This is a genomic window from Prosthecobacter sp. (genome assembly GCF_020439865.1).
Classification (GTDB): domain Bacteria; phylum Verrucomicrobiota; class Verrucomicrobiia; order Verrucomicrobiales; family Verrucomicrobiaceae; genus Prosthecobacter.
Window position 1 is genome coordinate 1 of record NZ_JAGRPF010000153.1, and the last position, 18,602, is coordinate 18,602.

Genomic DNA, 18,602 nt, shown 5'->3' on the forward strand with positions numbered 1-18,602 from the left:
GTGCTCTTGTCGAGCACGCGATAGTCATACGCGCGGAGGCGGATTCTGATGCGTTGATTAGTCATGACGGGGTCCGTGAGGTGATGGTTTGTAAAAGGGCGGGCGGATCTTTATGCCTTGGCGCCTCCGCGCTGTTCGACGATCTGCTCAACAATCTGCTGCGGCACCTGCTCGAAGTGCGAAGGCTGCATGGAATAGCTGGCACGGCCGGAGGAAAGGGTGCGGATGGCGGTCGAGTAACCGAACATTTCTGCCAATGGCACTTCAGCGCGAAGGATCGCGGTCGCACCGCGTGTGTCCATGCCCTGAATCTTGCCACGGCGGCGGTTAAGGTCGCCCATGATGTCGCCCTGATAGTCTTCTGGAGTGGAGGCTTCCACGGCCATGATGGGCTCAAGAAGGATGCACTTGGCTTTCTTCAACGCGTCTTTCACCGCGAAGATGCCGGCCATCTTGAAGGCGTTTTCATTCGAGTCCACATCGTGGCTGGAGCCGTCGATAAGGTCGATGTGCATGTCGATCACCGGATAACCAGCGATGATGCCGTTGAGAGCGGCCTCGATGCAACCCGCTTTGGCAGGATTGATAAATTCTTTAGGGATCGTTCCGCCGACAACCTTGTTTTCGACGACGATGCCGGACCCCTTCTCACCAGGGCGGACCTTGATGATCACGTGGCCATACTGGCCGCGACCACCGGACTGCTTGACCAGCTTGCCTTCACCGTCGGCCTCCTTCGTGAGGGTCTCGCGGTAGGCGATCTGAGGCTTGCCAGTGTTTGTCTCGACTTTGTGCTCGCGCTTGAGGCGGTCGCAAAGAATTTCCAAGTGAAGCTCGCCCATGCCGGCGATGATGGTCTGGCCGGTTTCCTCGTCGGTCTTGACGAAGAACGTCGGATCTTCTTCAGAGAGGCGCTGCAGGGCGTTGGCCATGCGCTCTTGGTCTCCCTTGGTCTTCGGCTCGACAGCCATCGAGATAACCGGTTCCGGGAAGGTTGGAGGCTCAAGAAGAACTTCAAGGCTCTCGTCGCAGAAGGTGTCGCCAGTGCGAACATCCTTCACACCCACGAGGGCGGCGATGTCACCCGAGTAGCAGCAGTCGATGTCCTTGTGGACAGAGGCCTGAATCTGAATCAAGCGGCCCACGCGTTCCGACTTGCGGGTGCGGGGATTGTAGATGGTGTCGCCTTTGCGCACACAGCCAGAGTAAACACGGAAGAAAACGAGACGGCCGAACTTGTCAGACCAGAGCTTGAAGCCCAAGGCAATGAACTTGCCGTTGTCATCAGGCCTGGCCTCAATGACGTTTTCAGGCTCATCAATGACATGCCCCTTCTGAGGTTCGATGTCGAGGGGACCCGGAAGATAGTCGATGACGGCATCGATCAAATACTGCACCCCTTTGTTCTTGAAGGCAGAACCGCCTGCCATCGGGATGATTTTGTTGGCGATAACCGCACGGCGAAGACCGGCCTTCAGTTCTTTCGGGCCGATAGGCTGTTCTTCAAGGAACATCATGCCCAGTTCGTCGTCGGCGCTGCAAACAGCGTCCAGCAACTCGTCATAGGCCTGCTTGGCCTTGGCAACTTCATCACCCTGCAAGTCACGAACCGTGTACTTGGAGCCGAACTTTTCATCGTCAGAGTAAATGATGGCCTTCTGGTTCACCACGTCGATCTGGCCGATCAGATTGTCTTCGGCTCCGATCGGAATGAGGATCGGGAATGCCGGAGCGCCGAGCTTTTCACGCACATCTTTGACCACATTGTCAAAGTTGGCGCCCGTGCGGTCCATCTTGTTCACGAAGGCGATGCGGGGAACGCCGTACTTTTCAGCCTGGCGATAGACGGTTTCCGACTGCGGCTGCACACCGGCCACACCACAGAGCACGAAGATCGCGCCATCCAGCACGCGCAGGGAACGTTCCACTTCAGCGGTGAAGTCCACGTGCCCAGGGGTGTCGATGATGTTCACCCGCATGTTTTCCATTTCGCGGGACTTGTACACGCCTTCTTCCTTGAGCTGCTTCCAGCTCGCAGTCACAGCGGCGGAGGTGATCGTGATACCACGCTCCTTTTCCTGCTCCATCCAGTCCGTGGTGGCAGCACCATCATGCACCTCACCGATCTTATGGATCATGCCGGTGTAGAACAGCACACGCTCGGTAAGGGTGGTCTTGCCCGCGTCAATGTGCGCGCAGATCCCGATATTGCGGGTACGCTCAAGAGGGAATTCGCGGTTGGGGGAATTGGGGTTCGACATGGGTCGGGGAAAACGAAAAGTGGACGAAAAATGTGATGTGGAACGCTTAGAAGCGGAAGTGAGCGAACGCGCGGTTGGCCTGCGCCTGCTTGTGGACGTCGTCGCGCTTGCGAACGGCGTTCCCCTGCCCTTGGGCGGCGTCCTTCAGCTCATTGGCGAGGGCGCGATGCATGGCCTGACCTTTGCGGCCACGTGCGAAACCAACGATCCAGCGCATAGCGAGGGATTCTTGACGACGAGGGGAGACTTCAAGAGGCACCTGATAGGTGGCACCACCGACGCGGCGGGCCTTGACTTCCACACGCGGCTTAGTGTTCTCGATGGCGCGGTTGAACAGCTCCAAAGGATCAACGCTGTCGGTCTTCTCGTTGAGAGCCTCGATGGCGGAATAGACAATTCGCTCAGCGAGCGACTTCTTGCCATCAAGCATGATGTTGCTGATGAGGGAGGCGACGAGTTCGCTGTCGTAGCGGCTGTCCTTGCGAACCTCTTTGTTATAAACGCGTTTTCTGCGGGCCATGACTGGTTGAGATGGAGGGTGAAATCAGCGGAAATTATTTCTTTTTGGCAGCGGCGGCGGCAGCACCGGCCTTTGGACGTTTCGCACCATACTTCGAACGGCCGCGACGGCGGGCTTCGACTCCAAGGCAGTCCAGAGTGCCGCGAACGATGTGGTAACGCACACCCGGCAAGTCCTTCACACGTCCGCCACGGACCAGCACGATGCTGTGCTCCTGGAGGTTGTGACCTTCACCACCGATGTAGGCGATAACTTCAAATCCGTTGGTCAGGCGCACCTTGGCCACTTTACGAAGAGCTGAGTTCGGCTTCTTCGGTGTGCGGGTCATCACCTGAAGGCAGACGCCACGACGCTGCGGGCACTTGGCAAGCGCTGGAGACTTCGACTTTACCGCCTTGTCTTTGCGGCCGTGTCTGACGAGTTGATTGATGGTGGGCATGGTGTGAAAGAGCTGTAATCCTTGGCTTTGTTCGTAGCCGGTTTCGGAAGACAGCGCGCCATGCTCACAGTGAGCACGCGCAGACTTTTCCGGTTCTGGCTCCGATAATGAAGGCGCTCCGTGGAGCGCCTTGATCTACCAGCTTCACAAAGGAGGCTGGGCCTTGGGAGCGCGCATTCTGGCGAGTCCCCCAGTTCCCGCAAGCAGTATTTCAGGCTTTTTGAAATAATTTCCCGCCAATCCCCCTGTGTTCGGGGGCTAAGGCCGCTTCCGAACCTACGTACGCGCACTCGAACCTCAAGGACGGCATTTGCATCCATGGCTGGCCCCCTCCACATTCCCCGTCATGCGTCTAATCTTATGCCTCGTGACCTTGGCAGGAGGCTTGGCTCCCGCTCAAATACCCACCATCCCTGAACGCAAGCTTGAGTCCCTTCTGCTTATGCCGGAGCCAAAGGCCATGCGTAGCGCCTACTCCATAACCCCGCCGAATGCGCAGCAGACGGTGTTCACTCCCTGCCGGGAGTCCACCTCAGCCCTCAGTGGCGTCGAACCCTACACCTCCGAGACATTTACCAGACTAGGCCTGAGCATCGAATCCTTCGCCAACCGGGCCAGAACTGCGGCGGACAAGAGGCTGCAGTTGCTGAAACCTGAACTCATTAAAGGCGAGGACGGGAAAATCGCCTATGCCGTCTATCGCGGTGAGTCCCCGCTCTTCGCCACCTTGCTTCTCGCCCCTTCCCTGCCCAAGCTGTTCGAGGAACTCTTCGGCAAGGAGATCTGGGTCGCCGCGCCGGACCGCCACGCACTCTACGTCTTCCCCGCCAATCCCGGCCTTGTCCAGGCCTTCGCCGCCGACCTCGCCGAGCGCTACGCCTCAGACGCCTACGCCGCCAGTTGCGAGGTCTTCTCGATCAAGACCGGCAGCGAACCGCGGGTGGTGGCAAGTTTCCTAGGGGAGGAGTGAGGGGGCAAACTGGTCCCAATGACTCAATCATTCCCGTCGGTCCTGAAGGACAGGCCGCCTGTTTTCACTCCCCACTTGGTTCACTCGTCTCGGTGAGCAGTTTCACGGCCCGTCGAACACGACCGGACCTTCGCTGTCTTTGGCGACACCCTTCTTGTGCTCCAATCCCTCTGCCCGGCGACGCCTCGCTTCAGCGAAGAACTCCTTGAGGATGCAAACGCAATCATCGTTGAGCACCCCAGCGGTGATCTCGGTGCGGTGATTGAGGTTGGGGGCCTGGAGGAGATTCCAGAAACCGCCAGCGGCACCACCTTTCACATCAGGACAGCCAAAGATGACCCTGCGGACGCGACAATGCATGATGGCACCGGCACACATGGGACAGGGCTCCTTGGTGACATAAAGATCGCATTCGTTGAGTCGCCAGTCGCCGAGGGCGCTCTCGGCCTGGGTGAGGGCAAGCATTTCGGCATGGGCCGTGGCGTCCTTGAGCGTCTCGACCTGATTCCAAGCGCGGCCGATCACATTGCCCTGATGGACAATGATCGCACCGATGGGCACCTCGTCCTGCTTGGCGGCCTTGCGTGCCTGCCGCAGCGCCTCGCGCATGAAATGCTCGTCGTCGAAAGGATTGATGATCAGGGTATCAGCCACGCGTGCTTATAAACGGTTCCGCCACCAACTCAAACCTTGAACTTTGAACCCTGAACCTTATCTCAGAGAATGGATCACAAGACGAATCTCATCCTCCCCTCCCTCCTGGCTTCCGACTGGTCCAAGGTGGGCGCTGAAGTGCAACGAGCCGCCGACGCCGGAGCTCAATGGCTGCACCTGGATGTGATGGATGGAGCTTTCGTGGACAACATCTCCTTCGGGCCGCAGATGGTCCAGGTCGTTCGGAAATGCACCGAAATGTATCTCGATGTCCATCTCATGGTCCACCGCGCTGATCATTATCTGGAGCGTTTCATCAAGGCAGGCGCGAACAACATCACGATTCACGTCGAGGCGAACTACAACACCTCCGTGGCAGAGACTCTGAAGCGCATCCGCGCGGCGGGCCTGCACTGCGGCATCGCGCTGCACCCGAACACGCCATTTGAAGCGGCGCTGCCGTTTGTGAACGACATCGACCTGCTGCTGGTGATGACGGTGGTGCCGGGCTTTGGCGGGCAGCCGTTCATGGAGAAGGAAACGATGCCAAAATTGGCCGCCGCACGTGATTACCGCGATGCGCACGGCTTGAAGTTCAACCTTGAAGTGGATGGCGGCATCTACACGAACACCGCGCCGATCGCGAAAAAGCACGGCGCGAATCTCTTCGTCTGCGGGACGTCATCCTTTGGACCGCCGGACATGAAGCAGTCGATGAGCGACCTGGCGGCGTCCGTGGCTTAAAAGAAAAAGGGCAGGAGGTGAATCCTGCCCTTCATGATTGGTTCAAGCTGCCGGCGGCGGAGGCTCGGTATGATTTCCGCCTTCGTGGTGATCGTCATCATGATCATCGTGGTCGTGCTTGTCCTCACGAGGGTCATGTCCTTCGTGGTGCAGAATATCCTTGTGTTCAGTCACGCCCTTGAGGTGTGTCTTGAACTTGCGGTGGCGCTGACGCTCCGGAAGAGGACTGATCTGCATGTTGATGTTGCGGCCCGCCATGCGCGGATCCTGATCGACATGGCCCATGGTAAGCAGATCCTCTTTGATCTTCTTCGCCAGCTGGTGCCCAAGCTCCTGATGCGCCATCTGGCGACCGCGGAACTGGAGCTGGATGCGCACCTTGTGACCTTCCGCGAGGAAGTCTTCGGCGTGGGTGATCTTGATGAGGTAGTCATGCGGGTCGATCCCGATGCGGAACTTCATCTCCTTCACCTTGCCGCCCTTATGATGCTTATGAGCCTCCTTCTTGTGCTTCTCCTGGATGTACTTGTATTTGCCGTAGTTGACGATCTTGCACACGGGCGGATCGGCATTCGGAGCAACTTCGACCAGGTCCAGTCCACGCTCTTTCGCGATGCGAATGGCCTGTGATGTCGGAATCACGCCCAACTGATGATGTCCGTCTTCTTCAACGACACGAACCTTGGGCGCACGAATGCGCTCGTTCACACGTGTCTGATCAACGAAACGTCCGTTCGGCCTGTCACGTCCACCCGGACGATTGCCCCCTGGCCGAAATCCTCCACTTGATCCCGCATAGCCACCCGCCGGACGAGGGGGACCTGAAGGCCTTGGTGCTCCCATGGGGGGACCTGCTGGACGCGGACTTGAACCGGGAGGACCTCCTTGACCCGCTGGCCGTGGCGGGCCGCCTGTACTTTGATTCTGCTGGGGACGCGGTGCGAAACTGCCGCCGCTCAATTGCTGGAATGGATTGCTTATGGGATACCTCCGGTTGTGTTCATTACTCCTGACGGCCATGCGGCAGCCGCTCGGAAAATCATTGGGAAAAGACGCGCTGCGAACATCATATCAGCACGGACTCGATTCCGACATGCACGCGCCACTCGCCTCCCGATCATGCGGGGTGTGTGGGCGCGACAAAGAAATAATCATGCGGGGAAAGTCAGATGAGGAAGCGCTTTTCACAGAAAGCTGCTGGCGGAGCCGTGGACTCAAACGCCGTGGACAGGTAACGACTTTCACGAGATTGAGCAAGCCGATTTATTGCCACAAAAACGATTCCTAGTGGTCTTTGCCACAAACCCGGCACATGAAACGATTCCCCCTGCCAGGGATTTCGTAGCTTTTCCCCTGACAGAAAGGGCAGCTCACCGGGACGAAATTCCTCACGAACCAGCGTGTACTAATCGCAACCACCATCCCCCCGACCAGCATCGTCACCAAGGGTGAGATGTGGTGAAATTCCAGCCAGCTCCAGATCAGAAAAATGACGCCACAATACAGCCCACTCGTCAGGACTGGTCCGAAAAAGCTGAGAACGAAATGGCGCGAGGCAGTCATTTTTACGTCTGCGGAATCTCACACTATCAGAGCATTGCGCAAGCCTTCACGCATCGCTTGCAGCGGCGCAGGTCGGTCAAACCAGTGCTCGAACGAGATGGCGCCTTGGTGCAAAAGCAACGTCAGCCCATCGACGGTCTTCGCCCCGGCAGCCGCGGCATCCTCCACAAGCGGCGTCACACCATTCGCACGGTAAACCATGTCAAAGACGAGGTGTCGCGGTAGCAGTGCGTCGGCAGGAGCAAGTTTTGCATCATCGGTTTTCATTCCCAACGAAGTGGCATTCACGATCAAATCAATCTGGCTCATGTATTCTGCCACTTCCTCGTCGGTCCACGCGACCACGCTCACCTCGGTCTCTGGCGACCACTGCTTCACCTCATCTGCCAGAGCAGTTGCCTTTGAAACCGTGCGATTGGCCAGAACTAGTCGGGGGCATCTTTTCAAAGCACACTGCACCGCCACGGCCCTCCCCGCACCACCGCCTGCGCCGAGGATCAGCACCCTCAGATCTTTCACCTCGACGCCGAACGCCTCTTTCACGCTGCGCAAAAATCCCGGTCCGTCGCTATTGTAGCCGAACAATCGGCCATCCCTGATGGCAAGCGTGTTCACAGCGCCGAGCGCCCTGGCCAGCGGATCCAGTTCATCCACCGCGTCCAGCGCTTCAAACTTGTGGGGGATCGTGATGTTCACCCCGAGAAACCCGCTGGCCGCAAACTGCCTGAACGCCTTGGCCACGTTTCTCACCGGCACCTGCACGCGCACGTACTGCGCGTCGATGCCACAGGCTTTCAGCGCGGGATTGTGCATCTGTGGACTTCTCGAGTGCGCGATCGGATCACCGATCACTGCCAGCCGCGCAGGCGGCGTGAAGCGCCCCGCCACCGCGTCCCAGTTCATCAAATCATCCAAGGTTAAAAAATCACCCACACCGCAGTGATGGCGTAGATCACCCACCTGTCAAAGCTGTGCGCAATTTTCCCACTCGACATCTCGTTCCATCCGCGCTGCTATCAGCACATCGTCCCAACCACCTCCACTCCATGCGACTCTTCCTCCCCCTGCTCACCCTCGGCATCACTGCCGCCATTTTTCTGGCCCAGGCCGCCGATACTGCGGTCAAGCCCCTCCGCGTTCTTGTCGTCGCCGGCGGCTGCTGCCATGAATATGACAAGCAACACCTCATACTTAAAGAAGGTATCGAGGCTCGCCTGAACGCCATCGTCGATGTCGCCTACAATCCCGACAAGACCACCAAGGCCACCTTTGAAATCTACAAGGCCAAGGACTGGGACAAGGACTTCGACGTCATCGTGCATGACGAGTGCAGCGCCGACGTGACCGATCCCGCCTACGTCGGCGCCATTCTCGCAGCGCACAAGGCCGGCAAGCCCGCTGTCAATCTCCACTGTGCCATGCACAGCTACCGTTGGGGCAATTTCCGCGAAGCCGTGGCCGCCGGAGCTGACAACGCCGGCTGGTATGAGATGCTCGGCCTCCAGTCCACCGCCCACGGCCCCAAGGAGCCCATCTCCATCACCTTCACTGACAAAAACCACCCGATCACCCAGGGCCTCGAAAACTGGACGACCATCAACGAAGAGCTCTACAACAACATCCAGATCCTCACTGGCAAACCGCTTGCCTCAGGCGTCCAGATCGTTCCGCCGAAGGCCAAGAAGGGCGAAACTCTGCCCCCTGACGCCAAGGCCACGGAAGCGACTTCAGTCGTCGCCTGGACCAACGAATACGGCCCGAACAAAACGAAGATCTTTTCCACCACCATCGGCCATCAAACCGAGACCGTGTCTGATGCCCGCTACCTTGATCTCGTGTGCCGCGGTATTCTCTGGACCACCGGCCATATCAACGAAAATGGCCAGCCTGCTCCCGGCTACGGCAAATAAGCCGTCGCTCACCCGGCGGTGTAACCGAACCTCCACTTAAAAAATGCCCGGCGGCAACACCGCCGGGCATTTTGCGTTTTTCGCTCTACAATCCTCAGTTTCCCGTTCCGATCAGCGTTCTAGGCATCTTCTCATGCGTCCTTTTCTCGTTCTCACCCTTTCTCTCACGGTTCTTCTCCGCGCACATGGTGACCCCGGCCACTCAGCGCATGGCGAAGCTTTCAATGAAGGCCCGCGTCAGGCCGCCGTGTTCATTCCAGGCTGCGGTGATGCGGTCAACTTCCCGATCAGTTCGAAAAACCCGGAGGTGCAGAAGTTCTTCAAGCAAGGTGTCGGCCAGCTTCACGGCTTCTGGTATTACGAGGCCGAACGCACCTTCCGTCAGGTCGCCGCCATCGATCCTGACTGCGCCATGGCCTACTGGGGCATGAGCATGGCCAACGTAAACAATGAAAAACGAGCGAGGGCCTTCATCCAAAAGGCCACCCCGCTGAAATCCAAGGCCACGCCGCGTGAACAAAAGTGGATCGCCATTCTCGAAAACCTGTATCGCGACAATGACAAACGGGACAAGAAGCAGAAGAGCCTCGACTGCATCAAAGACTTCGAAGCGCTCGTTCAGGAAGACCGCAATGACATCGAGGCCAAAGCCTTTCTCGTCTGGCGCATCTGGTTCTCACGTGATGAAGCGCCCATATCAAGCCTTCAGGCCGTTGACGCCCTGCTCGATCAGATCTTTGCCGCCGTCCCCAATCATCCCGCTCACCACTACCGCATTCACTTGTGGGATCAGAGCAAGCCGATCCTCGCCCTCAAATCCGACGCTCAATGTGGTCAGGCAGCCCCGGGGATCGCCCACATGTGGCACATGCCCGGGCACACGTTTTCCAAACTGAAGCGACCTGACGACGCTGCCTGGCAGCAGGAAGCCAGCACGCGAGTCGATCATGCCTACATGATCCGCACCTACATCCTGCCCGATCAGATTCACAACTACGCACACAACGAAGAGTGGCTCACACGCACTTACAACGATCTGGGGCGGGCCAACGACGCCGCCGCACTTGCCCGCAGCCTCATCGCCATCCCCCGCCATCCAGCCTACAACACGCTGGACAAAAACAGCACCTCTTCCAGCTACGGCCGCACCCGCCTGATCGAGACGCTCATCAAATGGGAGCTCTGGAATGATTTGAAAAAGTTCACCGCCACGCCGGCTGGTCATCCCGCCCACGACATCACCCGCTTGCGCGCAGCCGGCCTCGCCGCCTATCACCTCGACGACGCCAACGCGCTCGCGGCCGCGCTCAAGGAACTCGGCACCCTCAAGACAGAGACCAAACTCGTCAATGTCGACACCAGCAAAATCAAATCGGCCAAGCCACAAAGCGGTGCGAGCACCACCACCGGCAAATCCGGCACGTCCAAATCCTCAACACCGCCCAAACCTGCCGAGAAGCCAGAGGTCAAAGCCAAAAACAACGCCACCGCCGAACTCAAGGCGCTTGTGGCCCTAAACGGGAAGGACACTTCAGAAGCCACCAAACTCCTGGACGCCCTCAAAACCACCGACGTTCCCAAAGAGCGCCAGGCACGTTATTGGCTCAAGCTCGGGGATAAAACCAAGGCCGTCGAACTCACCAAGAACTTCACGCAGGATCTCGTCGGCCTCGCCATCAAAACGGAGATCCTCCAGGCCTGCGGCAAAATGGACGACGCCAAAAAGGCCTTCGAAGAAACACGCAAACAGGCCTTCGCCATGGATCGCGACCTCCCCATCGCCAAACGCCTCGATACGCTCGCCAAAACCTTCGGCATCACCGGTGACTGGCCCGCTCCCGCGCCCAAACGCACTGACAGCGGAGTGCGGCCTGAAATCACCACACTCGGCCCTGTCCACTGGCACGCCCCGGACGCTCCGGTCTTCGAGGCCCTCACGCTCGACAACCGGTTTGTCAAAAGCACCGACTTCACCTCGAAGAAACCCACGCTGTTCATCTTCTATCTCGGCCATGACTGCGGTCATTGCGTCGAGCAGATGCAGGCATTTTCCAAAGTTGCAGGTGACTTTGACAAAGCCGGCATTCAGCTCGTCGCCATCACTCTTGAGCCAACGACCGTGGCCGCAGGCATTCGTCCCAAGCTTAACCTCAAGCCAGACGCACCACTCCCCTTCCCGATTCTCAGCGACTCAAGCCTCGCTGCGTTCAAGGCCGTGCGAGCCCATGACGATTTCGAAAACGAAAACCTCCACGCCACCCTTCTCATCGACACCCATGGCAAACAGCGCTGGCAGGACATTAGCTGGGAGCCCTTCACCAATGCCAAATTTGCCTTGGAGGAGTCCAAGCGCCTGCTTCAGCTCGACACGGAGACCGCAGAGGCCGGCCATGCCAGTGAGTGACTCCCGAGCGAATTTCAATTCGCTCATCCGTGACGTTGCCGCGCGCGGCATCCTCCGTTAATGCTGCGCATGCTTTCCTCCCGCGTTTGTCTCTGGACCGTCGCTGCATTCACCGCTCTCCTTCTCGCCGCCTGCCAGATGCCTGCACCGCAGGCTTACCAGCCGCAGCCGGCCCAGGCTGGCCCTTTCATGCTGGGCATCGACGTCCTGGCGTCACGCGGCTTTGATCTGATCCGCGGAAAGCGCGTCGGTCTCATCACGAACCAGACCAGCATGACCGGCCGCGGAGAACGCACTCGCACCGCTATGCAGCGAGGGCTTGGCGCCAATCTCGTCGCGCTTTACGCACCGGAACATGGCATCGACGGCACCATCGGCGCGGGACTTCATGTGAGCACTCGTCGCGATTCGGTGACAGGTCTGACCGTCTATTCGCTCTACGGCCCCACACGCAAACCGACACCCGCGATGCTTGCGCCCATCGACGTCCTCGTGTTTGACCTGCAGGACATCGGCTGCCGCAGCTACACTTACATCAGCACCATGATCGTCGCGATGGAGGCCGCAGCGGAAAACGGCAAGCAGTTCGTCGTGCTCGACCGCCCCAATCCTCTCGGCGGATGGCGCGTAGAGGGCCCGCCGCTGGAATCCAAATGGAAGTCCTTCGTCGGTCAGATCCCTGTGCCTTACGTCCATGGCATGACGGCCGGTGAACTCGCCATGATGGCCTGCGGTCGCGGCTGGGTGTCCCGTGTCCCGCGTCTCGATGTCGTCAAAATGCAGGGCTGGAACCGCGGCATGGTCTGGCAGGACACCGGGCTGCGTTGGTATCAAACGTCCCCCAACATTCCTCACGCCACCTCGCCCTTCTACTACGTCGCCACAGGCATCCTCGGTGGCGCGACATCAGTGGACATAGGCATCGGCACAGAGAATCCCTTTGGCTATGCCGGTGGCAGCGGCGTCAATCCCGACGCCCTGCTCGCCTACTGTCGGCGTCTGAACACACCCGGCGTCAGCTTCTCGCCTTACTCCAAGAACGGGTTTGGCGGCGTGCGCCTCAGCATTCATCCCCGCGCCAGGGCCAACATCACCGCATTGGACGTCCTCCTGCTCACCGAAATCAACCGCCTCTCCGGCGGCAAGGTTGTTAGCCGGATGAGCGGCTCAAAACTCAACCTCTTCAACAAGGTGTATGGCAGCGAATCCCTCTACCACGACCTCCGTCGCGGCACTCCCGCCACCAGCATCGTCGCCCGATGGGAAAGCTATAACCAGAGCTTCCGCTCGCAAAGACAGCGTTTCCTGCTTTATCCCTGAACTCCTGCCCGTCCCTCTTCCCGGGAAATCCGAACGCCGACGCTTTCACAACCCGCTTCACAGCCGGTTCGCATCTGAGCCGCTCGTAGACGCTGCCAAACCAGTCTGTGTACGAAGCAGGACGCTCGACAGCACCGGCGTATGGTCAGGCATCTTTTCTTTCCGAGGAGCACTGTCGCAGCTACTCCAGCGCCACAGGCCACCACTCCACCGGCACCTTCTGCGTCATGAACCACTCCCGGAAACGACGAGAGACGATGATGGCTGGCTCCCGCTGGTGTGTGTAGCCGTAGCCCCACCGCTCGGCAGAGATCGCGACATCAAACGGGCCAATCGTCTTGAACGCTGCGGCTGAGTAATGATGCTGCCAGGGAAAGTAGATGTCGTTCACATAACAGGCCAGACTCTTGGCAGGATCGAAAGGCTCGCCATCAACGCCCACCGTCGGCGTCAGCACCGGCGGGAGCGTGATGCTGCTCCAAATCTGCCAGAGCGCGAGATTTTCCGGCTTCCGGCTTTTGATGGTCGCCTGACGGAATGTTAGCCCCTTGAAGTTCTGCGCCTCCAGCTCCTTGCGAAAGGCATCCGAGCAGATCGGGTTGGACATGGCGACGGCAATGCCGACTGGACTGCCACGGTAACTGCTAAAGGCGATCTCAGGAATGCCTTCCGGAGGAAGCAGCTTGCTGTCGCAAATTTCCTTGGTCACATGAAGTTCAAAGTATTCGGATTGATTTAGCTCTTCCGGATCCCAAACTCGTTCGCCTCGGACTTGATAAAGCGTGGGATGAGCATTTGGCACCTGAGGGCGATAATTCCAATTTGGTTCCCGTCCTGTGGCACGCAAGAATCCAATCACTTCATCAATCACCGGAGTGCCGGGCTCAGCCTGAAGATGGAAGCCGACGAGTTCTTTCGGAAAGAACTGCGGCCACTTCGCACGCATTTGTGACAACACTTTTTTAGGAACTTCTCGACCACATGTTTCTCGGTCGTTTTCTGCTTCGTGGATGGTAAATCGAGCGATGAGTTTCATTGGCTGTTTTTACAGTATGCTTCGTTTCTTAAACCATGCGAGCGACACCTTCTTCATTCCTTGATAACCATTATCTTGATACCATTGGACAATTGCGTTGGCTTTGTCGGCAGGGCTTCCATTTCTAAAGTCTTTGGAGACCAAAAGCTTCTGCATCGCCTTAGTGATTTTCGCATGATCTGCTTTGGACAGTGCGACAGCCGCAACATCACCCAAGGAATGATCAGTCGGTAAGCCGCCAGGAAATCCACGCATCAACTTTAATACCGACTTCGGCACGATGTGATGAATGTCCGTGTCCGCCTGCTTGAGTTTGCGGATCGTGGTGCTTCCCGCGTAGGATGCCTTGATCTGGTTGTAGGTCGGGATCAAGTCCACATCCGTGATGTCGCCGTCTTCAAAGGCTTTCACCATCTTCTGCGTCATCTTCTTGTAGCCGTTGCCCCAGATGCGGTCGCTCTTGATCGTTCCGGAGATCGCCTCACGCGCCTCCTTCAAGTACTCAAAGTATCTCGCCGGATCGTCACCCTTCTTGGCGATGATCTTCACCAGCCGTTCGCCGAGCCTGCCGCAATCATCCAGCCCGTCGTTATGCACCCACACCGGCAACGCTCCGGCGAAGTAGGTGTGGTGGCCGGCGACGGTGAAGTTGTAGGTGGTGAACGTGGTGCCCGGCGCGGCGTGCTCGATGCGCGCCTCCTGCACCGCCGCATCGCGGCCATCCGCCAGTGTCAGCAGATCACCCGCCGCCAGCGTGCCTGCGGCCACGAACGCGGCCAGCATGCCGCCGACGCTTCGTCGTGCGTGAACCAGATGGCCCGGCGTGCAGGCGATTTCCGCCGGCGCTGCTTCCGGCTGCACCGCATGCCGCGCCAGGCCCAGTCCCTGGCTCGCTTCGGCATCCACCGCGCCGCCACTGGCTTCATAATGCACATGCACCAGTGTGTCGGGGTGCGTCACGAACGTGCGCACCACGGGCCGCCAGCCCCATTCGCCGGTCTCGTCGTTGCGTGACCAAACCCAGTCTCCATCCTTGATCTGCTCAATGGGTCGCAGTCCGCTCAGCGTGAGAACGGGTGTTCCTGCCACGAAGCAGAAGTCCCCGAGCTTGTCGGCGATGACATTGAACCCCCGGATCTTCGCCACCAGCCTGCCTATGCCAGGCACATCAGCAAAGCGGTCCAGCAGGATCTCCAGGAATTTGAACGCGCGCGTCACCTTCGGTGCGTGCCGTGCCAGCATCGCCGCGCCACCGACCATCCCTTCCGGTGCCGTAAGCACCGCGCCCACAACCATCGCCACGATCTCAAAGGTGATGTAGCCCTGCCAGTAGCCCCGCTCGTACGACTCCATCCCCGACCAGGTGTCATCGGCCATGATGAGGATTTGCTCCAGCAGCTCCAGCGCCAGCCGCAGCTCCGGCCCCATCTTCTCTTTCTGCGGGAACTCGCCCTGCAGCGCGCTGCGCACCACCGTCTCGTTGACCTGAAAGTTGAGCTTCCACCAAAAATCCCACACCTCCGGCCCCCAGTCCTTGAGCACATGCCCCACCTGCGCGCCCAGCTCTTCCGCGCGCTGCGCGGCATGGATCGCCGCCTTGACCTCCCCCTGATAGGCATCGCCAAAGGTCATCTCCCATATCGTGCCCATCGGGGTGCTCAACCATATCACGTTGGCCGCCTTTTCACTGATGCCGGCCACGGAGACCACCATGTCCTTGCCCGTGCTCCAGGGGTTGTCGAAGAACCCGTGCACGAATCCCTTGTAGTAGCCCGTGCTCGTCCTGTCCTGCCACCAGACCCCCGCCTGGCGCTGAACCCGCTGCATCAGGGTCATGCCGTTTCCCGGCACCACCGCAGCGCGCCCCTTCGCTCCTGAGTAGCCTTCACCTGCATAAAAGCTCTCCGGCAAGTCCTGCTCCTCCCAGCTTTCCTCCGCCCCCAGCTCCACCATGCCTGGCGAGGTCGCCTCCTCTTCCTCCTCCAACACGGGATAGGCCTGCCGTGCCTCCATCGGCAATGCCGCCACCGTCACCGGCTGGTCTGGATGGAGCAGGTCCGCCACACGGGCGATGCCGTCCTTGATCAGCACCGGGAGCGCCTGTCCGGCGATGTGGATGCGCCGCACCTGCTCCAGCAGCGCCATCGGCCCCATCAGCCGCAGGGTATAAGCATGGAACTCCCCCGCACCGCTTTCCACCGCCTCGCCCACCTGCCCCACGCCCACGCTCCAGCCCCAGTAACCGCCATACTCCTCCTGCGCGCTCCAGACAAAGGTTCCGCTGTTCACCTCCGTCTCGATCATGGGAGAAAACGCCGCGCCCTGCCAGCCGCTCTGCGGCAGCGTGATGAAGCCGTGCAGCGCCTCCGGCGCGGTGCTGGTGAGCGCCGGAGCCTGCGTGAACTGGAACACCGCCTGCCCGTCCGCGCTGCGGTAGAGCAGCGCGTTGCCGGCCTGCCGCTTGAGCACCACCTCATTGACCAGCGGCTCGTCATCCACGCTGATGCTCAACCGCGCCTCGTCCGCTGCCAGTGTGCCGCCCGCCACGGGCAGTTCCAGCATCACCTCACTGCCAGTGCCGCCACCCAGCGCATCGGGCGGGGTGGCATTGATTTCAAAGCTGACTTCCGCCGTTCCGGAGAGGTGATACAACGGATCACTGACGATGAGGCCAAGCGTATTCTGCCCCTCCGTCACCTTCACGCCGCTCAGCGTGTGGCTGAACGACCCCTCATACGGATAGGGCCGGTCCTGCCCGGCGGGCGTGTCCCCCTTCGTCACCTGCAGGGACACCACGCTCTGCGGCAGCGGCTCGTCGTTCACACTGGCGTAGGCGCTTTGAATGGTCCCCGTCTCCTCTCCCGGCGTCAGATCACACACGGCGGAGCGCACCTTCCCGGAAAGCGCGATGTCCACCAGCAGCCCGGAACCGTCGTCAGCCACACGTGGATTCGTCACGCTGACGTTTTGCAGGTCGATGGTGGGATTGGGCAGGGAGGGCTGCAGGCGCCGTTCCCGCTGGCCGATGATGCCGTTTTCCACCTTCTCCAAATGCATGCCGAGGGAGGTAAACACATAACGATGGGCGATGTAGGGCCCCTCCGGCCCGTCCCCGTCCGGGTCCACCTCCACATCCACGATCTGATCGTGAGGCTGCTGGCTCAGCGCCACGCTTTCGACATGCGTGGCGCCCAGCTCCGCCGCGTTGAACCACTCGCCCGGCGGGATGTAGTCCCCCCCCGCACTGACGCTCTGGGGATTGCGACTCGTGGTGTACCATTCGAAGATCCTGGACCGCCACACCCGCAGCGCGCCGGGCGCGGGAGTGTAGGTATTCGTGCCGTCCGCGGCGGGCTGCACGTCCACCGCCGCCGGATCGGAGGCGGAGTAGAGGAAGCGCACACGCTCGTCCGGGTGGCCGGAGGCTCCTCGGTTCACTCCGAAAAGCTGTGCGGTTTCCGGCACGTCTGGTTCGTCCTCCGGATCAGGATACTGCACGTTGAACCCATCCGCAAAATCCGGGATGTCATCCCCGTCCGTATCACCATCGTTGACCTGGATGACCTGCGGCAGGAACACAGAAACATCGAGCGTCTCCCATTCATCCGACGTGCCCCAATGCTGCGAGACAATGCTGCCGGTCGTGGCTTCCGCGGCGGAGGCGGCGATGAGACAGGGCTGGTGCTCCACTGTGCGGCCCACAACGCCGCCTAGATTGAAGATCGTGCGTTCGATCCGCAGCCACGCCTGCCGCGGGACGGATGACTCGCCGCTGCCATACAGACGAAACTGGACCTGGGAACCGACCCAGGTCTCAGACAGCAGCTCGCCGTATTGCGAGGTAGTCGGGTCCTCCCCATGGGTGGTCGCATAGCCTGAATGAAGAGAGCGAATCCCGCTGATGCGCGTGCCCTGAGCCCCCGCCCAGACCTCGCCACCGGATTGAAGCTGGGTGAGTCCTTCAAGCGCGGAAAGCAGGGCTCCAGTGGACTGAAGATCATCTGCAAATTCACCCGTCTGCTGGGAGTAAGCGATGCCGGTGGTTTCCCAGCCATCGTCGGTTGGCAACTTATCCACCGAACCTGAGGCCGACCTCAGCTCAACCACGACGCCTGAAGTCTCAAGGTCTTCAAAATCCATCGCCGAGACGGGTGATTCGGCCACTTCCGTATCGCTTGAAGGGGAGCGGGCCGCCAGCGCCGCCGTGGGCGCTGCCATGGGTGGGCGGCCCGATCCCCAGATATGACCGCTTGGAATCGCCCCATCGTTGATCCCATTGCCGGAAAGGCGTTGCGGCACAAGTCCAAGCGATTGCGGAATGCCAAAGCTGAAAATGTTTTTCGCCTGCCCGAGGTTCACCACCGCGAAGTCATCAACCGATGGGGCGTCGGGTTGCGTCATCCAGACAGGAAGAGGGGCGAGCCCCGCCCCCGCCAGCCGCTCGTAAAACGGCCGGGCCACCGCCTTCAACTGGCCCAGGTTGACCACCGCGAAATCATCCGTCTGCGGCTTGACGAGCTTCCAGCCGGAAATCATCTGCGTCAGCTCCGGTCCCGCGCCTCCGGACAGCCCCAGCTCCATGTGCAGCCAGGCGCTCGATGCGAGGAGCTTCAACTGCCCTTGGTTGAGCACTGCGTAGTCATCCGCAGATCGCTGCGAATTGATGACACCTTGGCTTGTCCACCAGCTAGGCACGGCGGCGGTGGCACTTTGCAGCAGCACGCCCGCGCACATCAGCGCGGCAGTCAGTTCACGAAAAAGATTCGGTTTCATGGCTTCAA

The 18,602-nt window shown here is 59.8% G+C and carries 13 protein-coding genes; 5 read left to right on the plus strand and 8 right to left on the minus strand.

Features of this window, described 5'->3' with window-relative positions:
• Window positions 1–110: 110 nt before the first annotated feature.
• From fusA to rpsL, 3 genes are read right to left on the minus strand one after another with little or no spacing between them, the layout of a single operon-like run.
• Complete coding sequence (gene fusA, locus KDL09_RS18985; RefSeq protein WP_294388739.1) at window positions 111–2,261, minus strand: elongation factor G; 2,151 nt, start codon at window positions 2,259–2,261, stop codon at window positions 111–113.
• A gap of 46 nt (window positions 2,262–2,307) precedes the next feature.
• The gene (gene rpsG / locus KDL09_RS18990) at window positions 2,308–2,781 is read right to left on the minus strand and encodes a 30S ribosomal protein S7 (protein WP_294388741.1); all 474 of its coding nucleotides are present in this window, start codon (window positions 2,779–2,781) and stop codon (window positions 2,308–2,310) included.
• A gap of 34 nt (window positions 2,782–2,815) precedes the next feature.
• The gene (gene rpsL, locus KDL09_RS18995; protein ID WP_294388743.1) at window positions 2,816–3,220 is read right to left on the minus strand and encodes a 30S ribosomal protein S12; all 405 of its coding nucleotides are present in this window, start codon (window positions 3,218–3,220) and stop codon (window positions 2,816–2,818) included.
• Window positions 3,221–3,680: 460 nt separating this feature from the next.
• Here rpsL and KDL09_RS19000 point away from each other — a divergent pair, with 460 nt between their 5' ends.
• Window positions 3,681–4,190, plus strand: coding sequence for a hypothetical protein (locus KDL09_RS19000; protein WP_294388745.1), 510 nt, complete (start codon window positions 3,681–3,683; stop codon window positions 4,188–4,190).
• A 102-nt stretch (window positions 4,191–4,292) separates the two neighbouring features.
• On the opposite strand, the gene tadA is transcribed toward KDL09_RS19000, so the two are convergent.
• Window positions 4,293–4,844, minus strand: coding sequence for a tRNA adenosine(34) deaminase TadA (gene tadA, locus KDL09_RS19005; protein ID WP_294388747.1), 552 nt, complete (start codon window positions 4,842–4,844; stop codon window positions 4,293–4,295).
• A gap of 69 nt (window positions 4,845–4,913) precedes the next feature.
• On the opposite strand from tadA, the gene rpe reads away from it, so the two are divergent.
• Window positions 4,914–5,588, plus strand: coding sequence for a ribulose-phosphate 3-epimerase (gene rpe, locus KDL09_RS19010; RefSeq protein WP_294388749.1), 675 nt, complete (start codon window positions 4,914–4,916; stop codon window positions 5,586–5,588).
• 42 nt (window positions 5,589–5,630) lie between these two features.
• Here the strand turns inward: rpe and infC are convergent, their stop codons facing one another.
• Both infC and aroE read right to left on the minus strand, forming a co-directional pair.
• Window positions 5,631–6,296 carry a translation initiation factor IF-3 gene (infC, locus tag KDL09_RS19015; RefSeq protein ID WP_294388751.1) on the minus strand — a complete coding sequence of 222 codons (666 nt, stop codon included), beginning with the start codon at window positions 6,294–6,296 and terminating at the stop codon, window positions 5,631–5,633.
• 873 nt (window positions 6,297–7,169) lie between these two features.
• Window positions 7,170–8,066: a shikimate dehydrogenase gene (gene aroE / locus KDL09_RS19020; protein WP_294388753.1), complete on the minus strand. Its 897-nt coding sequence runs from the start codon at window positions 8,064–8,066 to the stop codon at window positions 7,170–7,172.
• Between the two features lie 131 nt (window positions 8,067–8,197).
• Here aroE and KDL09_RS19025 point away from each other — a divergent pair, with 131 nt between their 5' ends.
• The 3 genes from KDL09_RS19025 to KDL09_RS19035 all read left to right on the plus strand — a co-directional run bounded on the left by KDL09_RS19025 (window position 8,198) and on the right by KDL09_RS19035 (window position 12,785).
• Window positions 8,198–9,061, plus strand: a complete 864-nt coding sequence (locus KDL09_RS19025) for a ThuA domain-containing protein (RefSeq protein ID WP_294388755.1) — start codon at window positions 8,198–8,200, stop codon at window positions 9,059–9,061.
• 133 nt (window positions 9,062–9,194) lie between these two features.
• Window positions 9,195–11,465, plus strand: coding sequence for a redoxin domain-containing protein (locus tag KDL09_RS19030; RefSeq protein ID WP_294388756.1), 2,271 nt, complete (start codon window positions 9,195–9,197; stop codon window positions 11,463–11,465).
• A 69-nt stretch (window positions 11,466–11,534) separates the two neighbouring features.
• The gene (locus KDL09_RS19035; protein WP_294388759.1) at window positions 11,535–12,785 is read left to right on the plus strand and encodes a DUF1343 domain-containing protein; all 1,251 of its coding nucleotides are present in this window, start codon (window positions 11,535–11,537) and stop codon (window positions 12,783–12,785) included.
• Between the two features lie 181 nt (window positions 12,786–12,966).
• On the opposite strand, the gene KDL09_RS19040 is transcribed toward KDL09_RS19035, so the two are convergent.
• A complete protein-coding gene (locus KDL09_RS19040; protein WP_294388761.1) occupies window positions 12,967–13,821 on the minus strand; it encodes a hypothetical protein in 855 nt (284 codons plus the stop codon).
• Window positions 13,822–13,830: 9 nt separating this feature from the next.
• Window positions 13,831–18,594 carry a hypothetical protein gene (locus KDL09_RS19045; protein ID WP_294388764.1) on the minus strand — a complete coding sequence of 1,588 codons (4,764 nt, stop codon included), beginning with the start codon at window positions 18,592–18,594 and terminating at the stop codon, window positions 13,831–13,833.
• Window positions 18,595–18,602: the final 8 nt, after the last annotated feature.